Source organism: Halobacteriovorax sp. GFR8, assembly GCF_050955245.1.
In the GTDB taxonomy this organism is placed as follows: Bacteria; Bdellovibrionota; Bacteriovoracia; order Bacteriovoracales; family Bacteriovoracaceae; genus Halobacteriovorax_A.
Window position 1 is genome coordinate 14,073 of the sequence record NZ_JBPBLR010000002.1, and the last position, 17,842, is coordinate 31,914.

The following is a 17,842-nucleotide window of genomic DNA, read 5'->3' on the forward strand; positions in this document are numbered from 1 at the left end:
AGTTGAGGTAGAGATATGAGACATCAAAAACATAAGTATAAACTAGGTGTAAGTCCTTCACACAGAGTTGCAATGGTTAAAAACCTTGCTTCTGAAGTTATCGATCACGGTATGATTAAAACTACTCTTACAAGAGCTAAAGCAATCAAGCCAGTAGTTGAAAAATTAGTAACTCTTTCTAAAAATGATACAGTTGCTAACAGAAGACTTGCATACAAAAAACTTAATGATAAAAATGCTGTAAACAAGCTTTTTACTGAGCTTGGGCCAAAATTCAAAGAAAGAAACGGTGGTTACACTAGAATCATGAGACTTTCTGAGAATAGAGTTGGTGATAACTCTAAAATGGCATACATCGCATTTGTTGATTAATTTTTAATCTGAATAAGATAGAATAAACCCATCATATTTGCGTATGATGGGTTTTTTTATTTAAAACTTTTCCAATATATCTATGAGCACATCTTCTAAAGTTTCTATTATTTTCATTATTGTTGCTATTACACTAGGTTATTCTATTTATCATAAGGGTAAAGTGGATACTTATGTAGACCAAAGTCGTGATTATATTCTTAAGTCACTGCCAAGTGTTAAGCTTGATAACTTTGCTGACAATACTGAGGTTGAACTTCAGGATTTAGCTAAAAACTCTAATGGTTTAGTAGTACACTTTTGGGGTACTTGGTGTGCACCTTGTGAAGCTGAATTTCCTGAATTTGTTGAATTTGCACGCAAGCTGGAAGAGAAAAATGTTAAGGTTGTTTTCATGGCCGTTAAAGATGATGACATGAAAATTAAAAAATTTCTTAAAAGATTCAATAACTTACCATCAAATTCTATAGTGATTCATGATCAAGCAGGTATCTCTATGAGTAAATTAGGTGTTGTAAAGGTTCCGGAGACCTTTGTCTTCAATTCAAAACTAGAGCACAGAATCATGTTTAAAGGTCCTCAGGATTGGAAAATGGATTCATATTTTGTACGTGTTCTTAGCTATTTAGGCGTGAAGTAAATTAATAATATTTCTTTAAATTCGTCTATTTTTTTATCATTCATAGTTAAGTTTTATTAAATTCTGCCGAAAAGTTTTACAGACTTTGCTTTGGCCTATCGTTTTTTGTGCCAAAGAATTAAACATCGGAGAATAAAAATGATCAACTGGAATGAACTAAAAGGACTTCATGTTATTTCTAAGCTCGAAGAAGTAATTCATAAGTGGTTTGGTGTAGAGGTTTTCTACGCAGATAACCATTTTAAGATTAGAAGTTCACACACTGATAAGGACTATAATTTTAAAAACCTTTTCTTTGAGACACAAATGTCACTTCCACATGGTTATGATTTTGTTACGGCCGATGTTGAGAGATTTAGTGATGAACTAAGCCAGTCTGGTGAGGTTGTTATGATCTTTGATTCATATTTCCCAGGTGTTAAAATGATGGGTACTAAGATTGAAATTGAAGGTGAGTATCATGGAACTGTATTTGCTTTTCCTTTCTTAAAAAGTACATTTACTGAATCAGAAGAAAAAGAGTTGGTAACGGCACTAATTGAGCATGGTGCATCTCCAGAAGCAGCACAAGAATGTGTTAATGAAACAAGAAGATTATTCCCGAGAGAAATTGAATATTTAAAAGAGTTAGTTGAGCTAGTTGCAGGTGAAATTTCTACATTTCACCATGAAATCTCTAAGCGTGAAGAAAGAATTCATATGCTTAATTCTGAGCTAGGTGAAAAGTTTCGCTATCACAATATGATTGGTAAATCTAAGCAAATGCAAAAGATTTATTCACTACTAGAGCGTATTTCTACGAGTGAATCATCAGTTCTTATTCAAGGTGAAAACGGGACTGGTAAGGAACTTGTTGCTAAGGCCGTACACTTTGCTTCTCCACGTAAAGATGCTCAGTTCCTAGCTGTGAACTGTTCAGCATTCAACGAAAACTTATTAGACTCTGAATTATTTGGTCACGTTAAGGGATCATTTACAGGAGCACATAAAGAGAAATCTGGTTTATTTGAACTAGCAAATGGTGGAACACTATTTCTTGATGAAATTGGTGATACTTCACTTTCAATGCAGGTAAAACTACTTCGTGTTCTTCAAGAAGGTACATATCTTCCTGTAGGTGCTGATTCACCTAGAAGAACTGATGTTCGTATTATCGCGGCGACAAATAAAGACCTTAAAACAATGATGGCAAAAGGTGAATTTAGAGAAGACCTCTACTATAGAATTAACGTTCTAAATGTAAATCTTCCTCCGCTAAGAGATAGAAAAGAAGATATTCCTGTATTAATGGAGCACTTTCTTAAGAAGAAATGTGATGAGTCGGGGATGCCGATGAAGTCATACTCTAAGAAGTGTATGGAAAAAATGCTAGATTACCCATGGCCAGGTAACGTACGTCAGCTAGAAAACGAAGTTGAGAGACTGGTTGTGCTTGCTGGTGATGATAAATCAATTACTCCAGATAACTTAAGCCCTCAAATTCTTGATCATGGCGCAGCTCCAGTTGAGTCAACTAGAGGTGTTAATACATCAGGTAAACTTAAGGATGCACTAATGGAGCTAGAGATCATTATGATTCGTGAAGGTCTTAAGAGATGCAACTTCAATAAGTCAAAGCTTGCTAAAGAGCTTGGGATGTCTAGGGCCAGCCTTATCATGAAAGTTGATAAGTATGGACTAGATAAACGTGCGAAAGCAGGTAATGAATAGAATAATTGCTTTAAAATAAAAAGATAGACACTTTTAGGCCCTCTGCGAGGGCCTTTTTATTTATATTTCCATAATTTCAGTTACTTAACCCCTCGAAAATAACGCAATGTGATTGGGCAAATTACCTTTTAAGGGTGTAATATGCTCGGATAATTAATTACAAAGAATCTCGAAAGAGAAATTGGTGGAGGGGATGTATGTCAACAACCAGTGAAAATATATTAGAGCAAAAAAGAGCTCTTTTAGTAGACAGAAGAATGCAGGCCGAGCTTGGTGGTGGTGAAGCGAGAATCGCTAAGCAACATGAGCAAGGTAAGTATACTGCAAGAGAAAGAATTGAAAGACTTGTTGATCCAGGTACTTTCATTGAGTTTGATAAATTTGTTACACATCGTTGTGTGAACTTCGGAATGGAAAATAAGAAGTTTTACGGTGATGGTGTTGTTACAGGTATTGCAGAGATTAACGGACAAAAAATTGCGGTTTACTCTCAAGACTTTACTTGTTGGGGTGGAGCACTTGGTGAAGCTCATGCAAGAAAGATCTGTAAGATTATGGACTTTGCTCTTGATAACAGAATTCCTGTAATTGGTATTCAAGATTCAGGTGGAGCTCGTATTCAAGAAGGTGTTGATGCACTTGGTGGATACGCTGAAATTTTCTACAGAAACGTAAAGGCTTCAGGTGTAATTCCTCAGATCTCATTAATCATGGGTCCTTCAGCAGGTGGAGCTGTTTATTCTCCAGCTGTAACTGACTTTATCTTCATGGTTGATAAGTCATCATATATGTTTGTTACGGGTCCAGATGTTATCAAGACTGTAACTCACGAAGAAGTAACAAAAGAAGATCTTGGTGGTGCAACAGCTCACTCAGAAAAGTCAGGTGTATGTCAGTTTAAGTGTAAAGACGAAGACGAAACATTTGAAAGAGTAAGAGAGTTAATGAGCTATATTCCAGCTTCTAACTTTAAAAAGCAAGCGCCTAAGTATACTTCGGATCCAGTTTATAGAGATAACTCTAAACTAAAAGAAGTTGTGCCAGGTAATCCTAAGAAGCCATACGATATGAAAGAAGTAATTCTTGATATCGTTGATGATGGGCACTTCTTAGAAGTACATAAAGATTATGCAAGAAATATCATCGTTGGTTTCGCATCAATTGGTGGAATTAAAATTGGTATCGTAGCAAATCAACCAGAAGTTCTAGCTGGTGTTCTTGATATCGATTCATCTTGTAAAGCTGCTCGTTTCATCAGATTCTGTGATGCTTTTGATATTCCTATTGTTTCACTTGTAGACGTTCCAGGTTTCTTACCAGGTACAGTTCAAGAGTACGGTGGGATCATTAAGCACGGATCAAAACTTCTATACGCATACGCAGAAGCTACTGTTCCATTAATTACTCTTATTACAAGAAAATCTTACGGTGGAGCTTATGACGTTATGGCATCTAAGCACATTCGTTCAGACGTAAACCTTGCTTACCCAACTGGTGAAATTGCAGTTATGGGTGCAGAAGGTGCAGTTAATATTGTATTTAGAAAAGAACTTCAAGGCCTTGAAGGTGAAGCTTTTGATAAGAAGAAAGCTGAGCTAGTTGCAAACTATGAGAATAACTTCGCTAATCCATATGTTGCAGCTGAAAGAGGATATATTGATGCTGTTATTCTTCCTGAAGAAACAAGAAAGCGTCTATATGAATACCTAGTTGTTCTAAAAGATAAGAACGTTGACCGTCCAAAACGTAAACACGGGAATATTCAATTATGATGATCAGACAGCCAAAGAACATGGAAAGAAGAGTACTAATTGCTAACCGTGGAGAAATTGCTTCACGTGTTGCAAAAGCTTGTCGTGAGCTTGGGCATACTGCAATTGGTATTTACACAGATAATGAACCACAAGGAACTCACTTACAATTTTGTGATGAGTGGGTATACCTTCCGGGAAATACAAATGCTGAAACATATTTAAATGTTGAAAAGCTTGTTGCTCTTGCTAAGGAAGTTAAAGCCGATGGTGTACACCCTGGTTACGGTTTTCTTTCTGAGAATAGAGATTTCGCAAATGCTCTATCTGATGCAGGAATTACTTTCATTGGGCCACATGTTGAGGCCATTAGAGTTATGGGTGATAAGGCAACATCTAAGAAGCTAGCAAACGATGCTGGTGTTCCTACTGTTCCAGGTACAGACCACGCTGTTCCAACTGTTGATGAAGCGGTTGAGATTGCGAGTAGAATTGGTTATCCAGTTCTATTAAAAGCTGTTGCCGGTGGTGGTGGACGTGGTATGCGTGCATGTAAAGATGAAGCTGAAGTACGTGCTCAGTTTGAAGCCGTTGGACGTGAGTCTATGGCAGCTTTCAATAACGGAGACCTTTTAGTTGAGAAACTAATTGTTAATCCACGTCACATTGAAGTTCAGATTCTTGCAGATAAGAAAGGTAATACTTTCCACTTTTTTGAAAGAGAGTGTTCGGTACAAAGAAGACACCAGAAGATTATTGAAGAAGCACCATCTCCATTTATTGGAACTGATGAAGAACTTCGTCAAAGTGTTTGTGAAACGGCAGTTAAGCTTGCTAAGGCAGTAAACTATGACTCAGCAGGAACTGTTGAATTCATCATGGGTGAAGATAAGCAATTTTACTTTCTAGAAATGAATACACGTATTCAGGTAGAGCACCCAATCACTGAAGAAATCACAGGAATGGATCTTATTGTTTGTATGATCCAAGCTGCTTTTGGTGATGAGTTAGGAATTCCTTCTCAAGAATTTATCAGAAGATCAGGGCATGCGATTGAGTGTCGTATTTGTGCTGAAGATCCAATTACAATGCTTCCAGCTCCAGGTCTTGTAACAGGTTTTGAAACAAACTTCCCACAAGGAACTCGTTTTGATCACTGTCTATACAAAGGACTTGAAGTAACTCCTGACTTCGACCCAATGGTTGGTAAGTTAGTTTGTAAGGGAATCGTTCGTGACGTTGCTGTTAGAAAAATGAATGCAGCTCTTGATGGACTATTCATTGAAGGACTTAAGACAAATCTACCTCTTCTAAAAGAAATTATGACAGAGAAGAACTTTGTTGAAGGTCACTACTCAACAGCTTACATTGGTGAAGTAGCACCTCAGAACAACGTGAAGACAGACCTAGATCATATTAAGCTTTATACGATCATTGCTGGTTCTGAAGCACGTAGGATGGGTATCTAATATGAGAACATATTTAATTAATGATAATGAAGAAGTAATTGTTGATTTAACAAGAACTAAAGTTCACGATCACAGCTTAGTTGAGTTTGATTTTTCTACATTAAAAGAAGGTGAAAGAAGCCTTCATGAAACGATGTGGTTAAGAAAGCTTTGTGGCCAATATTTTATCTCTAGAGATAATAAAACTTGGAAAAAGATTCCAAGACAGGATCTTCCATCAAGGGTTGTGAATGTTGATAAAGTTTACTCTCTATTTAGAGGGTATAAGCCATCTGGCTTAGGTGGAGCTGACGCTGGTGAGCTTCTTACTAAAATGCCAGGTAAGGTTGTTAAGATCAATGTTGAAGTTGGTCAAGCAGTTAAGGCCGGTGAAACTCTAATTATTCTTGAGGCCATGAAAATGGAGAACGAGATCAAGAGTGGAATCGATGGAACTGTTAAAGCAATTCACGTTAAGGAAGGGGACGCCTTAGAAGAAAACGTCCTCATGTTAGAAGTAGAAGCATAAGACGCAAGTCAAGGAGAGCATATGTCTTTTAATAATGGACAAGCACCAAGGAATGACTTCGAAAAAATGAAACAAGATTTAGATAAGGGGCTCAAGTTACTTGGGCCCTTTTTTGTATTTATTGTTTTAGTTATTTTCGGGTACACATCTTTTTACACTGTTGAGCCTGATGAAGAGGCCGTGGTAATCCGTCTGGGGAAGTATATTAATACGAATACTCCAGGTCTTCATTTTAAAATCCCGTTTGGAATTGATGAAGTTATCAAGGTTAAGGTTAAAACAGTTCTTCAAGAAGAATTTGGATTTAGAACAAAGAGTACAAGATCTCGTCGTTCATCTTACTCAGGTGACAACTTTGATAATGAGTCTCTAATGTTAACTGGTGACTTAAATGTCGCTTCTGTTGAGTGGGCAGTCCAGTATCAAGTAAGAGATCCGTTTAAGTTTATCTTTCAAACAAGTGAGCCAGTAAGAAATATTCGCGACATCTCTGAGTCGATTATGAGAAGAGTTGTTGGTGATAGATCAGTTACTGATGTTCTAACAGTTGGTAAAGTTGAAATTGAAGCTGATGCAAAGGTTTTAATGCAAGAAGTGATTGATAAGTACGACATGGGAGTTTCAATTATTTCGGTGAAACTTCAAGATGTTAATCCTCCTCAGGTTGTTAAGGCTTCATTTAATGAAGTTAACGAAGCAAAGCAAGAACAAGAGAAGGCTATCAACGAAGCCGAGGGTGCTTATAACAAAGTTATTCCTGAGGCGCGTGGTAAAGCAGAAAAAATGGTTTCTGAAGCCGAGGGGTATGCTGCTGCTCTTGTAAACCGTGCAGAAGGGGATGTTGCGAAGTTTAAGGAAATTCTTAAAGAATATCGTCGTGCTCCAAAAATTACAAAAAAACGTCTTTATATTGAAGCAATGGAAGGGCTTTATAAGAAGTACGATAATCTTACGATTATTGACCCTAAGGTTAAGGGACTTCTTCCAATTTACAACCAAGGAGCTAAGAAATGAATAAAGTAGTAACTCTTATTGTTGTTGTATTTATTGGTTTAATTCTAAGTAAGCAGTCACTGTTTATCGTTAGTGAAGGTAGACAAGCAATTATCACTGAATTTGGTAAACCTGTTGGAAAGCCAATTACAGATGCAGGTTTACACTTTAAGAAACCATTTGTTCAAGATGTACGATTTGTTGATAAACGAATTCTAAGCTGGGATGGTTTTCCAAATCAAATCCCTACAAAAGATAAGAAATTCATTAAAGTAGATACGACGGCAAGATTTAAAATTATTGATGCTCTTAAATTTATCCAAACTGTACGTAATACAGAAGGTGCCAAGAAGAGAATTGATACGATCTTAGATTCAGCAACAAGAAATGTGATTTCATCTCATGACCTTGTTGAAGCTGTACGTAACTCTAATGCAATTATTGATAAGTTAAATGCAACTAAAGTAGATGTTAACGAAATTGAAGAAGAAATAACTGGTGATATCGAAGATGTAAGCGTCGGTAGAGAAAAATTATCTCAACTAATTGTAAGCAAAGCCGATGGAGAGTTAGAACAATTTGGTATTCAATTAATTGATGTCCAATTAAGACGTATTTCATATGAGAAGTCAGTAGAACGTAAAGTTTACGAGAGAATGATTTCTGAACGTCAGAGGATTGCACAAAAGATTAGATCAATTGGAGAAGGTGAAAAGGCCAAGATTGAAGGACGTTTAGTAAAAGATTTACAAACAATTCAATCAGAAGGCTATAAGAAGTCGCAATTGATTAAAGGTCGTGCAGAAGCAAAGGCATCAGCAGTTTATGCGAAGTCTTTTTCTCAAGATCCAAGCTTTTTTGAGTTCGTGAGATCTCTTGAAGCATATAAGACATCAATTAAAGGTAAAACTAAGTTTATAATCTCTAATGATAACGAATTTTTAAAATACTTGAGGTAAGCATTGATTGAATATGTAATTGCAGAAAATCCAGATGATCGCGTATTACAAAAAGTCTCACAGGCTCTTAATAATGGAGAGCTTGTGTGCTTACCAACTGATACTAGTTGGGTCGTTATCTCTTCTCCTTTTAATAAGAAGGGGATTGAAAGAATCTATAAATATAAGAATGCTCCAAAACTAAAGACATTTTCACTTCTATGTGACTCGATTTCAATGGCCTCTGATGTGGCCAATATTGATGATGGCGTTTTTCGCTATATTAAGAGAATTATTCCAGGTCACTATACATTTATTTTTAATGCGAATAAGAAAATTACTAAGGCCGTTGCAGCAAATAAAACTGACCATGAAGTAGGAATTCGATTTGTTCCTTCGACACTTATTAGTCGACTACTTGAGATTCATGGAGAGCCGGTATTATCGAGTAATGTAGATTTGGATAAGTTTACTCCTGCTCTCTCTTCTTATGATGAATTATACTCTTATATGATTGAGGAATCATTAGCGGGAGTTGTGTCTCTTATTGTTGATCCAGGAGAGCATGAGTTTGTAGGCTCATCAACAATTGTTGACTTCACTAATGGTGAAGCTGATGTCATTAGACAAGGTGCTGGAATTCTTTAGTAATTTCAGTCTTTTACAAGATTTTTTTATTGTTAATTAAATAGACAAGGTACTGATTTTTTTCAATTTTCAGTATCTTGGTGTCTTTTTCTTCTATATTACAATCTATGTTAAAGAAGAAAATACTCCTCCTATCTTTTCTGCCTTATTTGGCCATGGCCAATAACTTTATCGAAGTTAAGGTTCATGATCTTAATGTTTCTAAGCAAGATGATATCTTTGGAAGACTAGGCTACATGGAGTACGAAAGTGCTATTATTTCTCGTGATAGTCTTTCATTTAATATCTCAGATCGAAATAAGAGCAAATCAAGTGCAGAGGTTTACTTTAAAAATAATCAGCTAAAACTTGATAATGGAATGATGACTGCTCAATTTGATATGAGTGGTAATACTTTTTTAAATACACTCGATAAATTAATAATTAAAAATGCTGAAACGGCGATTAATGCTACCTATTTCAATATAAATGGTTCTAGCTTTTATATGGACAGAGAAGGGCTTGAATTAAAGGCAAATAACTTTTTTGTTTTCTGTACAACAAATGATCCTGAATACGATATGGCCACTGGAGATGGGATTATTAAGGGCTGTATGACAGAGCTTAATATAACGCCTAAGTCGCATGAAAATCCTGTGAATTTTGTTTTTAAGAAGAAGTTAGAAGATGGGGCCACGTTTGCGGCGAGTGGTGATATTGGTACGATGCAATTGCAAGCGGCTAGATTTTTACAAATTGCTTCACCACTACTTGTTATGGATTACAAGCAATATGATGTACAAGCAAAATCTGTTGATCTTAAATGTGAAAAGGACGAGGACCTTGTTGAAATCGATTCTGATTCTCTAATGAGTGGTTGTGAAAACACTGCAGCTTTGAATGTTCCAAAGATTTTGGTTTCTAATTCAAAAGAGAAAACAAAATTTTATTTTGATATCGATACATTAAACGTGAAAAGTGAAAGATTGAATTTTCATTCAGATGTTTTTCAATTTATCGATACGAAGAAGTCTGTCACAGTAAAGGATCTTGACGTAAAATGCCAAAAGTTAATTCAATCAGACTTATTAGATATACCTTCAATGATTAAAGAGTGCTTAATTGATGGTTCTATAGAAATTGATAAGCTAAAAACGAGTGAAGATATTAAGATCGTTAGGGACCCTCGTGGACGTATCGTTTCTAGGCAAACAGTTTCGAATCGTTATAAGAATTTAGAAATAGATACTTATAGGCCTTTAGCAAATCTAAGTTTAGATAAATCAAACCTTTCAGATATTTCAATTAAAATTACTAATGGTATCGCTAAAGTTAAGGCGCATGCATATAAGAATGTTCTTTTGAAAAAGAATTTTGATGTAGATTTAACTGCGAGTGTTTCTTTTAATGAAAAAGATTCTCAAATTATTATGGATGTAACAGATGTCGTTGTTCCATTTGGTTTTATCAAAGTTAAGTGGATTTGGTTAATTGAAAAGATTATTAAGAATGCTATCGTAGGAAGTAATGTTACTTATGAAGATGGGAAATTCTATATTTCGATCTAGGAGATTGAATGAAGTTAATTAATTTATTTGTAATTTTTCTTATTACATCATTTGCTTTTGCAAATACGACAAATATAAGTTGCCAAGGTGGTGGGTACTCGTTCAATGTTCATGAAAACAAAGCAGTCATTAAAACTTTAGAGTCAACTTATGATGTTTCCGTAAAGCAAACTGGCCCTAATTATACAGGAGTTCTTAAAGCAGAGGGATACCTTGGTTTCCGTTTTATTTTGAAAGGGAATGAAGGAGAGTTAAAGCTTGTAGGCCCTAAGAGCTTAACTAAGAAAATGAAGTGCTCAGTTGTTAAATAAAATATGAATTAATTTATTTGCAGCACTTAGAGGTGTTTCAACTTCATTTAGTATATTGTCATTTAATTTTGTCCATTCTGATTGAAGAGATGGATTTGCCCTAACCTTATTTTCAAGTAGCTCATTAAACAGCTTCTTAAGCCAGTCTTGATTTTGTCTTTTACGCTTTAGTTGAATCTTTTCTTGATTTTCTTGGTAGATTTTTTCAATCAGCTCCCAATATTCAGTTACACCTTTATTCTCTAGGGCCGAGGCCATCATGACATTGGCACCGATTTTTTGCTCTGTTTTGATCACGCCTAGGGCCGACTTGTATTGAACCATTGTATCGTGAGCTTTTTGTTTGTTATCACCATCTGCTTTATTAATAACGATATTATCACAGAGTTCAATGATTCCCTTTTTTATCCCTTGAAGCTCATCTCCTCCACCTGGTAGTAGAAGAACTGTGAATAAGTCCACAATATTTGCAACGTCGTATTCAGATTGACCAACACCAACTGTTTCAATAAGAACAACATCATATCCTGCAGCTTCACAGGCTAGCATTACTTCGCGTGTTTTTAGTGCAACACCACCTAGGTTCCCAGAAGATGGAGTTGGGCGAATAAAAGCATTTTTTTCTTGGGCAAGCTTCTCCATTCGAGTCTTGTCGCCAAGAAGGCTTCCACCACTTAGTGGGGAGCTAGGATCAATTGCTAGGACAGCAACCTTTAGTCCCTTATTAATTAAATGAAGTCCCAGGGATTCGATAAATGTCGACTTACCAACCCCTGGTGTTCCAGAAATACCGATACGAATAGACTTACCTGTTAAAGGTAAAATTTCGTTTAAGAGCGTCTGAGCTTCTTTTTGATGCTCGCTCTTCTTACTTTCGATTAAAGTGATGAATTTAGAAAGTGATCTAATATTTCCACTTTTTAATTTCTGGATATCTATTTGCATTACTTTTGGGCCTCTTTGATTTTAGTAATTACATCTTTTGCGGCTTCAGCAATTGTCGTTCCTGGCCCGTAGATACCTTTAACACCAGCTTCATATAAGAAGTCGTAGTCTTTTCTAGGGATTACTCCTCCAGCAACAACGATGATATCTTCAGCATCAAGTTTTTTAAGCTCTGCAATTAGTTCTGGAATAAGAGTCTTATGTCCGGCAGCAAGTGAAGATGCTCCAACGACATGTACATCATTTTCTACTGCTTGTTTTGCGACTTCTTCTGGAGTTGAGAAGAGTGGAGAAAGGTCAACATCAAAACCTACATCGGCATAAGCTGTTGCGACAACTTTTGCTCCTCGGTCATGTCCATCTTGTCCCATTTTTGCAACTAAGATTCTCGGGCGACGTCCGAAATCTTTCTCGAATTGGTCAATTTCATTCTTAATGCTCATCCATTCCTCATCACTTTCAAATGATTTACCGTAAACACCAGAAACAGTTTTCGTGTTTGCATTGTAGCGTCCCCACTCTTTTTCGAGTGCGTAAGTGATTTCACCAACACTACAACGTGCTTCCATTGCCTCTACAGCTAGCTCTAGTCCGTTACCATTTCCAGTTTTAGCGTAGTATTCAAGCTTGGCCATACACTCGCTAACTTTTGCTTCGTCACGGGATTCACGAATTTCTTCAAGTCTCTTAATTTGTTCATTAAGGACTTGAACATTATCGATCTCAAGAACCTCTACATGATCTTCTTTTGTTGGCTTGTATTTGTTAACACCTACAATTACATCTTCACCGCGATCAATACGTGCTTGCTTTAGGGCAGCCGATTCTTCAATCTTAAGTTTAGGAAGTCCTGTTTCGATTGCCTTGGCCATGCCACCAGCTTCTTGAATTTCCTTAATAAGACCACGTGCTTTGTCTGCAATCTCTTTCGTTAGAGTTTCCATCATGTATGAACCACCCCATGGATCAACAGTATTAGTAATACCTGTTTCTTCTTGAAGGATGATTTGAGTATTTCTTGCAATACGAGCTGAGAATTCTGTAGGAAGGGCAATTGCTTCATCAAAAGAGTTTGTGTGAAGTGATTGAGTTCCACCGAATACTGCGGCCATTGCTTCAATTGTTGTACGTATAATATTGTTGTATGGATCTTGCTCTGTTAGTGACCAACCTGAAGTCTGACAGTGAGTACGTAACATCTTTGATTTAATATTCTTTGGTTCATATTCTTCAACGATCTCAGACCACAGAAGTCTTGCGGCGCGAAGCTTTGCAATTTCCATATAGAAGTTCATTCCAATACCAAAGAAGAATGAAAGCCTTGGAGCAAATTGGTCGATCTGCATCCCTGCTTTGATTGCAGTGTCGATATACTCTTTTCCATCCGCAAGTGTGTAGGCAAGCTCTAGAGCTGCGTCTGCACCAGCTTCTTGAATATGGTATCCCGAAATCGAGATTGAGTTAAACTTTGGCATATTATTCGAAGTATATTCAAAAATATCTGCGATAACTTTCATCGAAGGAGCCGGAGGAAAGATATAAGTATTTCTTACCATAAACTCTTTTAGAATATCGTTTTGGATAGTTCCTGAAAGTTGATCTAGTGATACACCTTGCTCTTTTGCAGCAACAATATATCCTGCTAGTACCGGAAGAACGGCCCCGTTCATTGTCATCGAAACAGAGACTTTATCTAATGGAATTCCATCGAATAGAACTTTCATATCCTCAACTGTATCGATAGCAACACCAGCTTTCCCAACATCACCTTTTACTCGAGGGTGATCTGAATCGTAACCTCTGTGTGTTGCAAGGTCGAAGGCGACAGAGACACCTTGTCCACCAGCAGCGAGTGCTTTCTTGTAAAAGTCATTTGATTCTTTAGCAGTTGAAAATCCAGCGTATTGACGAATTGTCCACGGACGACCTGTGTACATCGTTGCTCTTGGTCCTCTGATAAATGGGTCCATTCCAGGCATAGTGTCTGTTAGGTCATTATTTTCAATATCTGCTTTTGTATAAAGGGCCTTCATCTCAATTCCTTCTGGAGTTTGAGTTACTTTAATCCCTTTTCCTCTTGATTCTTTTTCTGCTAGTTCTTTCCAAGTATCTAACTTACTCATTTATTCTCCTTCAAACCATTTTACTACGACGTGATCAATACCAGCTCTTTGGGCAGCTTCGATTCCTGTAGGTGAGTCTTCAAAAATTAGACATTCATGTGTTTGAGCTTTAAAAAAATCCTGGGCCAATAAATATGGTGCAGGATTAGGCTTTGTATAATCTACTTCTCTTTCTGTAATAATTTTTTCAAAGTAACCATCTAACTCACAATGCTTTAATATTGGATGAGTCACTTCATATTGACTTGCTGTCACAAGCGCAAGTCGAGTACCACTATCTCTTAGGCGATTTAGCAGTTCTTGAATATTTCTATGTCTTATATTACTTGCGTCCGACTGGCCAATTAGTTCGACTAATGCCTCATTTTTCTTTACGAGATATTCTTCCAAGCTGTTAAGGCCCAATGCTTCTTTTATCATTGGGAAAACCTCGCCATCAGACATTCCATAGGTATCTTCCATTGTTGGAATTTTCTTTCCATTGCATAGATTTTTAACAACTTCATAATGAAGAGGTTCACTATCTAAGATTGTTCCATCCATATCAAAGAAGATATAAGGTCTTGTTTTTGCAATGGCCAAAATTTCATCAATGACAGAGCTATCTAAGACACTGAAATTACTAATCTTTTTTCCGATCGAATTCATTCCAATTTTATACCATAAAAACCTAGGAATTTGTTTCGTTGTTGTTTTGCGTCATGAGATTAAGTTATAATTTATAGACACGGAGGAGATTGTGAAAAAGCATACGACCAACATTTCTCTTGAACCTTCACTGCAGGCATATTTCTATGATGAGCTGCATCGTATAAATCTTAAAAGGCAAAATCCTTTACCTCAGTTATCTATTTTTTACTCTTCCTTAGTAATGGATAAGTTCGGACTTTCTCAACATTATTTTGAAGAACAAAAAGACGGAAGGTTAAAAGAGAAGACACTTGGGATAAAACTCTTACAGGCCGAGCACTTAAGTGAAAGAGAAAAGAAAAGAGAGTTACGTGATATTGCAGACACAGCATTATTTCTATGTGGATATTTTTCTAATTCAGTTAATGAGAAGATTATTGATTTAGGATACTACTGTGAAATTGGAAAAACTGCATATCAAAAACTTGATTGCTATCAGCATACATTTTATGACTTTAATGGTTTCTTTAAGGAGCTCGCTTCGCAGTTTTATGACATTACAAACTTAATGAGTTTACTGCAAAGCGATTGCCGCTTAAATGAAGAACAATACTTGCTCTTCACTAAGGATGTATCGTAGTTGGAATACTATTATCTATAGTTTTTCCAACTGTAATTGTAATCCAATTTTGCTTTAAAACTTTCTTGATGATTTTTTGAAAGTCTTCATATTTAAAGTTTCTAATTTCTTCATTTGATTTGTAGAAGTAATCAACACCAAGGCCGTGAAGGGCCGGGACAGAGTAGACATTTGCGTAGTCATCATTTACTTGTAGGTTAAGTTGATTTTGTCCATCAATCATCATCTTTATGCGATCAAAGTCAGATTTAGAAAGACCTTCTTTTTGAAGCTTAGATAAAATGGTATTGATAGCATTGATTGCTTCGACTGTTTTATCATGACCGCTGGCCATGTAAATTCCCCAGTACCCAGCTTCAAGAGCATTCATATGAATTGGCTGCGCAACATAGCAAAGTCCTTTACGATCTCTAACATCAACAAAGAGTTCCGAAGACTGGCCAGATAGGTGAGTTGTTAACATTTTAAAGACAACGTTTTCCTTGGCCGTAAGTTTTTTTGTTTGAGTTGCAATTAGAATTTGAGTTTGTTCACGATCAAAATCAATATGTTTTTCAACCGTCTTAATAGGAATAACTTTCTTCGCTTCCCTCTTCTTTCCTTTTCTTGGCTTTATCCCTTCAAAGTAGAATTCAACTTTTTCTTTTACTTCATCTAGTGAAAGGTCTCCGCAAAAAGTAATAAGCATTTCTTTCGTTTTTAAGTTCTTTTCATGAAGTTTTGCAAGATCTTCCTTCTTTAAGGCTTTAACCGATTTCTCAGTACCAATAGTTGAAAGGGCATAAGGGTGACCTTTAAATAGTAAGTTCGTTGCTTCATTAAAGCAGTGCCTTGTTGGGTCTGACTTATTTGCCTCAATAGTTCTAAAGATTAACTTCTTTTCATGAGCTATGAACTTTGCTTGAAATGTTGGATGAATAAGTGACTTAAAAAAATGTTTGGAGAGGTCAGAAAAGTATTCACTTTGACCGTGCATTGTCATTCCGTAAGCGTTCTTTCCTGAAAAACTATTAAACATTGTGGACTTATTGTCGAGGTCTAGCTTCAGCTTTTCATAGCTTAGGCCTTTGTAACCCTTTGTTAGTTGAGAGCTCATAAGACTATAGATACCATTTGTTTTAGTTGTCTCATCAACAAGCCCACCTTTTAGGTATGCGTGCATTACAAATGTTGGTGTAATAGCATTATAGCGATATAGGAGTTTGATGCCTGGTTTGATTTCAACAATTTGAGTCGCAGGGTCATGCTTTGATTTTGTTGCTTTAATCACTTGTTCTTTTTTGTTCTTTTTAAGCTTAGCAATTTTGTTCTTAAATTCCACTAGCTTTGGTTTAAAGTCTTGTGGCTTAAGGTCGTTTGGAATTTGTAAACTTAAGTGAAGCGAGCGACCAAAAATATCTGAGTATTTCTTATTAACTTCTTTTAGGCTCGTTTTTTTAATCTTGCTAATGAACTCTTGTTCGATTTCAAGATCTTTTGCTCCAGCATAACTACTACCCAGTGAAAAGGCGTAGGACTCTAAAGATTCTTTCTCATAAATCTTAGCTGCTACATATTGATTCTTTATTTTTTTGATATCATTTTCTTTAAGGCCAACAGTTGTTGCTTCTGAGATTGTCTTCTCTAGTTCGTGCATAACTTTTTGGTAATTCTCTTTTGGGAAGTTGATTCTTAAAAAATGAATTCCACCATCTGCGAAGAACATTGAAGAAGAAGTACAGTTATTGGCAATAGTATTATTTAAAACAAGGTTCTTATATAGTGGCGAGGTCTCACCGTATCCAAGGGCATTGTATGCTAGATCTTCTCCAGCAGCACCATCAGACTTCATTGGAGGACATTCAATCGCCATTGTCAGTTGGCACATACGAACGTCTTTCTTATGTATTTCAATCGTAGACTTTTTATGGAGTGAAAAAGATGGCCTCTCTGAACGCTTACCTTTTGGTAGTTCGTAACCTTCAATTGTTTTAATATATTTCTTTTTATTTTTTAAGTCTCCAGCGACAACTAAAAATGCATTAGCATTATTGTAGTGATTATTTCTAAAATCAATTAACTGCTTTTGAGTGAAGTTTTTTATTGTTTGTTCATTTCCAAGAATTGGGTGGGCATAGCCTCCGTTAAAAGACATTTCTTGAATTCTTTGGAAAGAAAATTGGCCAGGGTTATCTTGGCTTCGACGATACTCTTCGAAAACTACTTCTCTTTCAGGAATGAGATCTTCTTGATTGAACATTGGATTAGAAACCATATCCATGATGATATCAATTGATGTATTAAAGTAGGCAATAGGTGAGTTAATATAGTAGCAAGTGTAGTCAAAAGAAGTGAAGGCATTTACTTCGCCACCAAATGACTCAACATCGTGAGCAATTTTAGCTCCTGGTCTTTTTTGTGTTCCCTTGAAAAACATATGTTCTAGGAAGTGAGCGATACCAAAATTTGATTCATCTTCAAGAGTTGATCCTGCTCGAAACCAAATTTGTACAGATGCACTTGTATTTCCAGGAACATCAACAAAAATGACTTCCAAACCATTATTTAACTTTTCTATTTCATATTTCATTTACATTGCCTTTTAATTTTAGGTATTTGTTAATTATAGTCTGGGTTA

General features: G+C 36.3%; 16 protein-coding genes. 12 read left to right on the forward strand and 4 right to left on the reverse strand.

The window, feature by feature from the left end; genetic code table 11:
• Nucleotides 1-15 precede the first annotated feature (15 nt).
• From rplQ to ACRXC1_RS00750, 11 genes are all read left to right on the forward strand, one after another.
• Nucleotides 16-372 (forward strand): 50S ribosomal protein L17, encoded by a 357-nt coding sequence (gene rplQ, locus ACRXC1_RS00700; RefSeq protein ID WP_392909683.1) that lies wholly within the window; start codon nt 16-18, stop codon nt 370-372.
• An 82-nt stretch (nt 373-454) separates the two neighbouring features.
• Nucleotides 455-1,012 carry a TlpA family protein disulfide reductase gene (locus tag ACRXC1_RS00705; RefSeq protein ID WP_433655726.1) on the forward strand — a complete coding sequence of 186 codons (558 nt, stop codon included), beginning with the start codon at nt 455-457 and terminating at the stop codon, nt 1,010-1,012.
• Nucleotides 1,013-1,150: 138 nt separating this feature from the next.
• Nucleotides 1,151-2,722, forward strand: coding sequence for a sigma-54 interaction domain-containing protein (locus ACRXC1_RS00710; protein WP_392909685.1), 1,572 nt, complete (start codon nt 1,151-1,153; stop codon nt 2,720-2,722).
• 197 nt (nt 2,723-2,919) lie between these two features.
• Complete coding sequence (locus tag ACRXC1_RS00715; RefSeq protein WP_392857967.1) at nt 2,920-4,494, forward strand: acyl-CoA carboxylase subunit beta; 1,575 nt, start codon at nt 2,920-2,922, stop codon at nt 4,492-4,494.
• A complete protein-coding gene (locus ACRXC1_RS00720; RefSeq protein ID WP_392909686.1) occupies nt 4,491-5,942 on the forward strand; it encodes an acetyl-CoA carboxylase biotin carboxylase subunit in 1,452 nt (483 codons plus the stop codon). The genes ACRXC1_RS00715 and ACRXC1_RS00720 overlap by 4 nt, the downstream gene beginning before the upstream one ends.
• A 1-nt stretch (nt 5,943) precedes the next feature.
• Nucleotides 5,944-6,450 carry an acetyl-CoA carboxylase biotin carboxyl carrier protein subunit gene (locus ACRXC1_RS00725; protein WP_392857963.1) on the forward strand — a complete coding sequence of 169 codons (507 nt, stop codon included), beginning with the start codon at nt 5,944-5,946 and terminating at the stop codon, nt 6,448-6,450.
• A 21-nt stretch (nt 6,451-6,471) separates the two neighbouring features.
• On the forward strand, nt 6,472-7,464 hold the full coding sequence (gene hflK, locus ACRXC1_RS00730) for an FtsH protease activity modulator HflK (RefSeq protein ID WP_021266388.1): 993 nt from the start codon (nt 6,472-6,474) through the stop codon (nt 7,462-7,464).
• Nucleotides 7,461-8,402 carry a protease modulator HflC gene (hflC, locus tag ACRXC1_RS00735; RefSeq protein ID WP_392909688.1) on the forward strand — a complete coding sequence of 314 codons (942 nt, stop codon included), beginning with the start codon at nt 7,461-7,463 and terminating at the stop codon, nt 8,400-8,402. Before hflK ends, hflC begins: the two co-directional genes overlap by 4 nt.
• Before the next feature lie 3 nt (nt 8,403-8,405).
• Nucleotides 8,406-9,029 (forward strand): L-threonylcarbamoyladenylate synthase, encoded by a 624-nt coding sequence (locus ACRXC1_RS00740; RefSeq protein ID WP_392909689.1) that lies wholly within the window; start codon nt 8,406-8,408, stop codon nt 9,027-9,029.
• Between the two features lie 107 nt (nt 9,030-9,136).
• Nucleotides 9,137-10,576, forward strand: a complete 1,440-nt coding sequence (locus tag ACRXC1_RS00745) for a hypothetical protein (RefSeq protein ID WP_393061364.1) — start codon at nt 9,137-9,139, stop codon at nt 10,574-10,576.
• Nucleotides 10,577-10,584: 8 nt separating this feature from the next.
• Nucleotides 10,585-10,887: a hypothetical protein gene (locus tag ACRXC1_RS00750; RefSeq protein ID WP_433655731.1), complete on the forward strand. Its 303-nt coding sequence runs from the start codon at nt 10,585-10,587 to the stop codon at nt 10,885-10,887.
• Here the strand turns inward: ACRXC1_RS00750 and meaB are convergent.
• The 3 genes from meaB to ACRXC1_RS00765 are packed head-to-tail and all read right to left on the reverse strand — an operon-like array spanning nt 10,873 to nt 14,603.
• Nucleotides 10,873-11,832, reverse strand: coding sequence for a methylmalonyl Co-A mutase-associated GTPase MeaB (gene meaB / locus ACRXC1_RS00755; RefSeq protein WP_433655733.1), 960 nt, complete (start codon nt 11,830-11,832; stop codon nt 10,873-10,875). The two genes, ACRXC1_RS00750 and meaB, sit on opposite strands and share 15 nt — an antisense overlap.
• Nucleotides 11,832-13,955 (reverse strand): methylmalonyl-CoA mutase, encoded by a 2,124-nt coding sequence (gene scpA / locus ACRXC1_RS00760; RefSeq protein ID WP_392857952.1) that lies wholly within the window; start codon nt 13,953-13,955, stop codon nt 11,832-11,834. The genes meaB and scpA overlap by 1 nt, the downstream gene beginning before the upstream one ends.
• Nucleotides 13,956-14,603, reverse strand: a complete 648-nt coding sequence (locus ACRXC1_RS00765) for an HAD family hydrolase (RefSeq protein WP_433655735.1) — start codon at nt 14,601-14,603, stop codon at nt 13,956-13,958.
• A gap of 223 nt (nt 14,604-14,826) precedes the next feature.
• On the opposite strand from ACRXC1_RS00765, the gene ACRXC1_RS00770 reads away from it, so the two are divergent.
• Nucleotides 14,827-15,225, forward strand: a complete 399-nt coding sequence (locus tag ACRXC1_RS00770) for a hypothetical protein (RefSeq protein ID WP_392909695.1) — start codon at nt 14,827-14,829, stop codon at nt 15,223-15,225.
• Here the strand turns inward: ACRXC1_RS00770 and ACRXC1_RS00775 are convergent.
• The gene (locus tag ACRXC1_RS00775; RefSeq protein WP_433655738.1) at nt 15,209-17,794 is read right to left on the reverse strand and encodes a M16 family metallopeptidase; all 2,586 of its coding nucleotides are present in this window, start codon (nt 17,792-17,794) and stop codon (nt 15,209-15,211) included. The two genes, ACRXC1_RS00770 and ACRXC1_RS00775, sit on opposite strands and share 17 nt — an antisense overlap.
• Nucleotides 17,795-17,842: the final 48 nt, after the last annotated feature.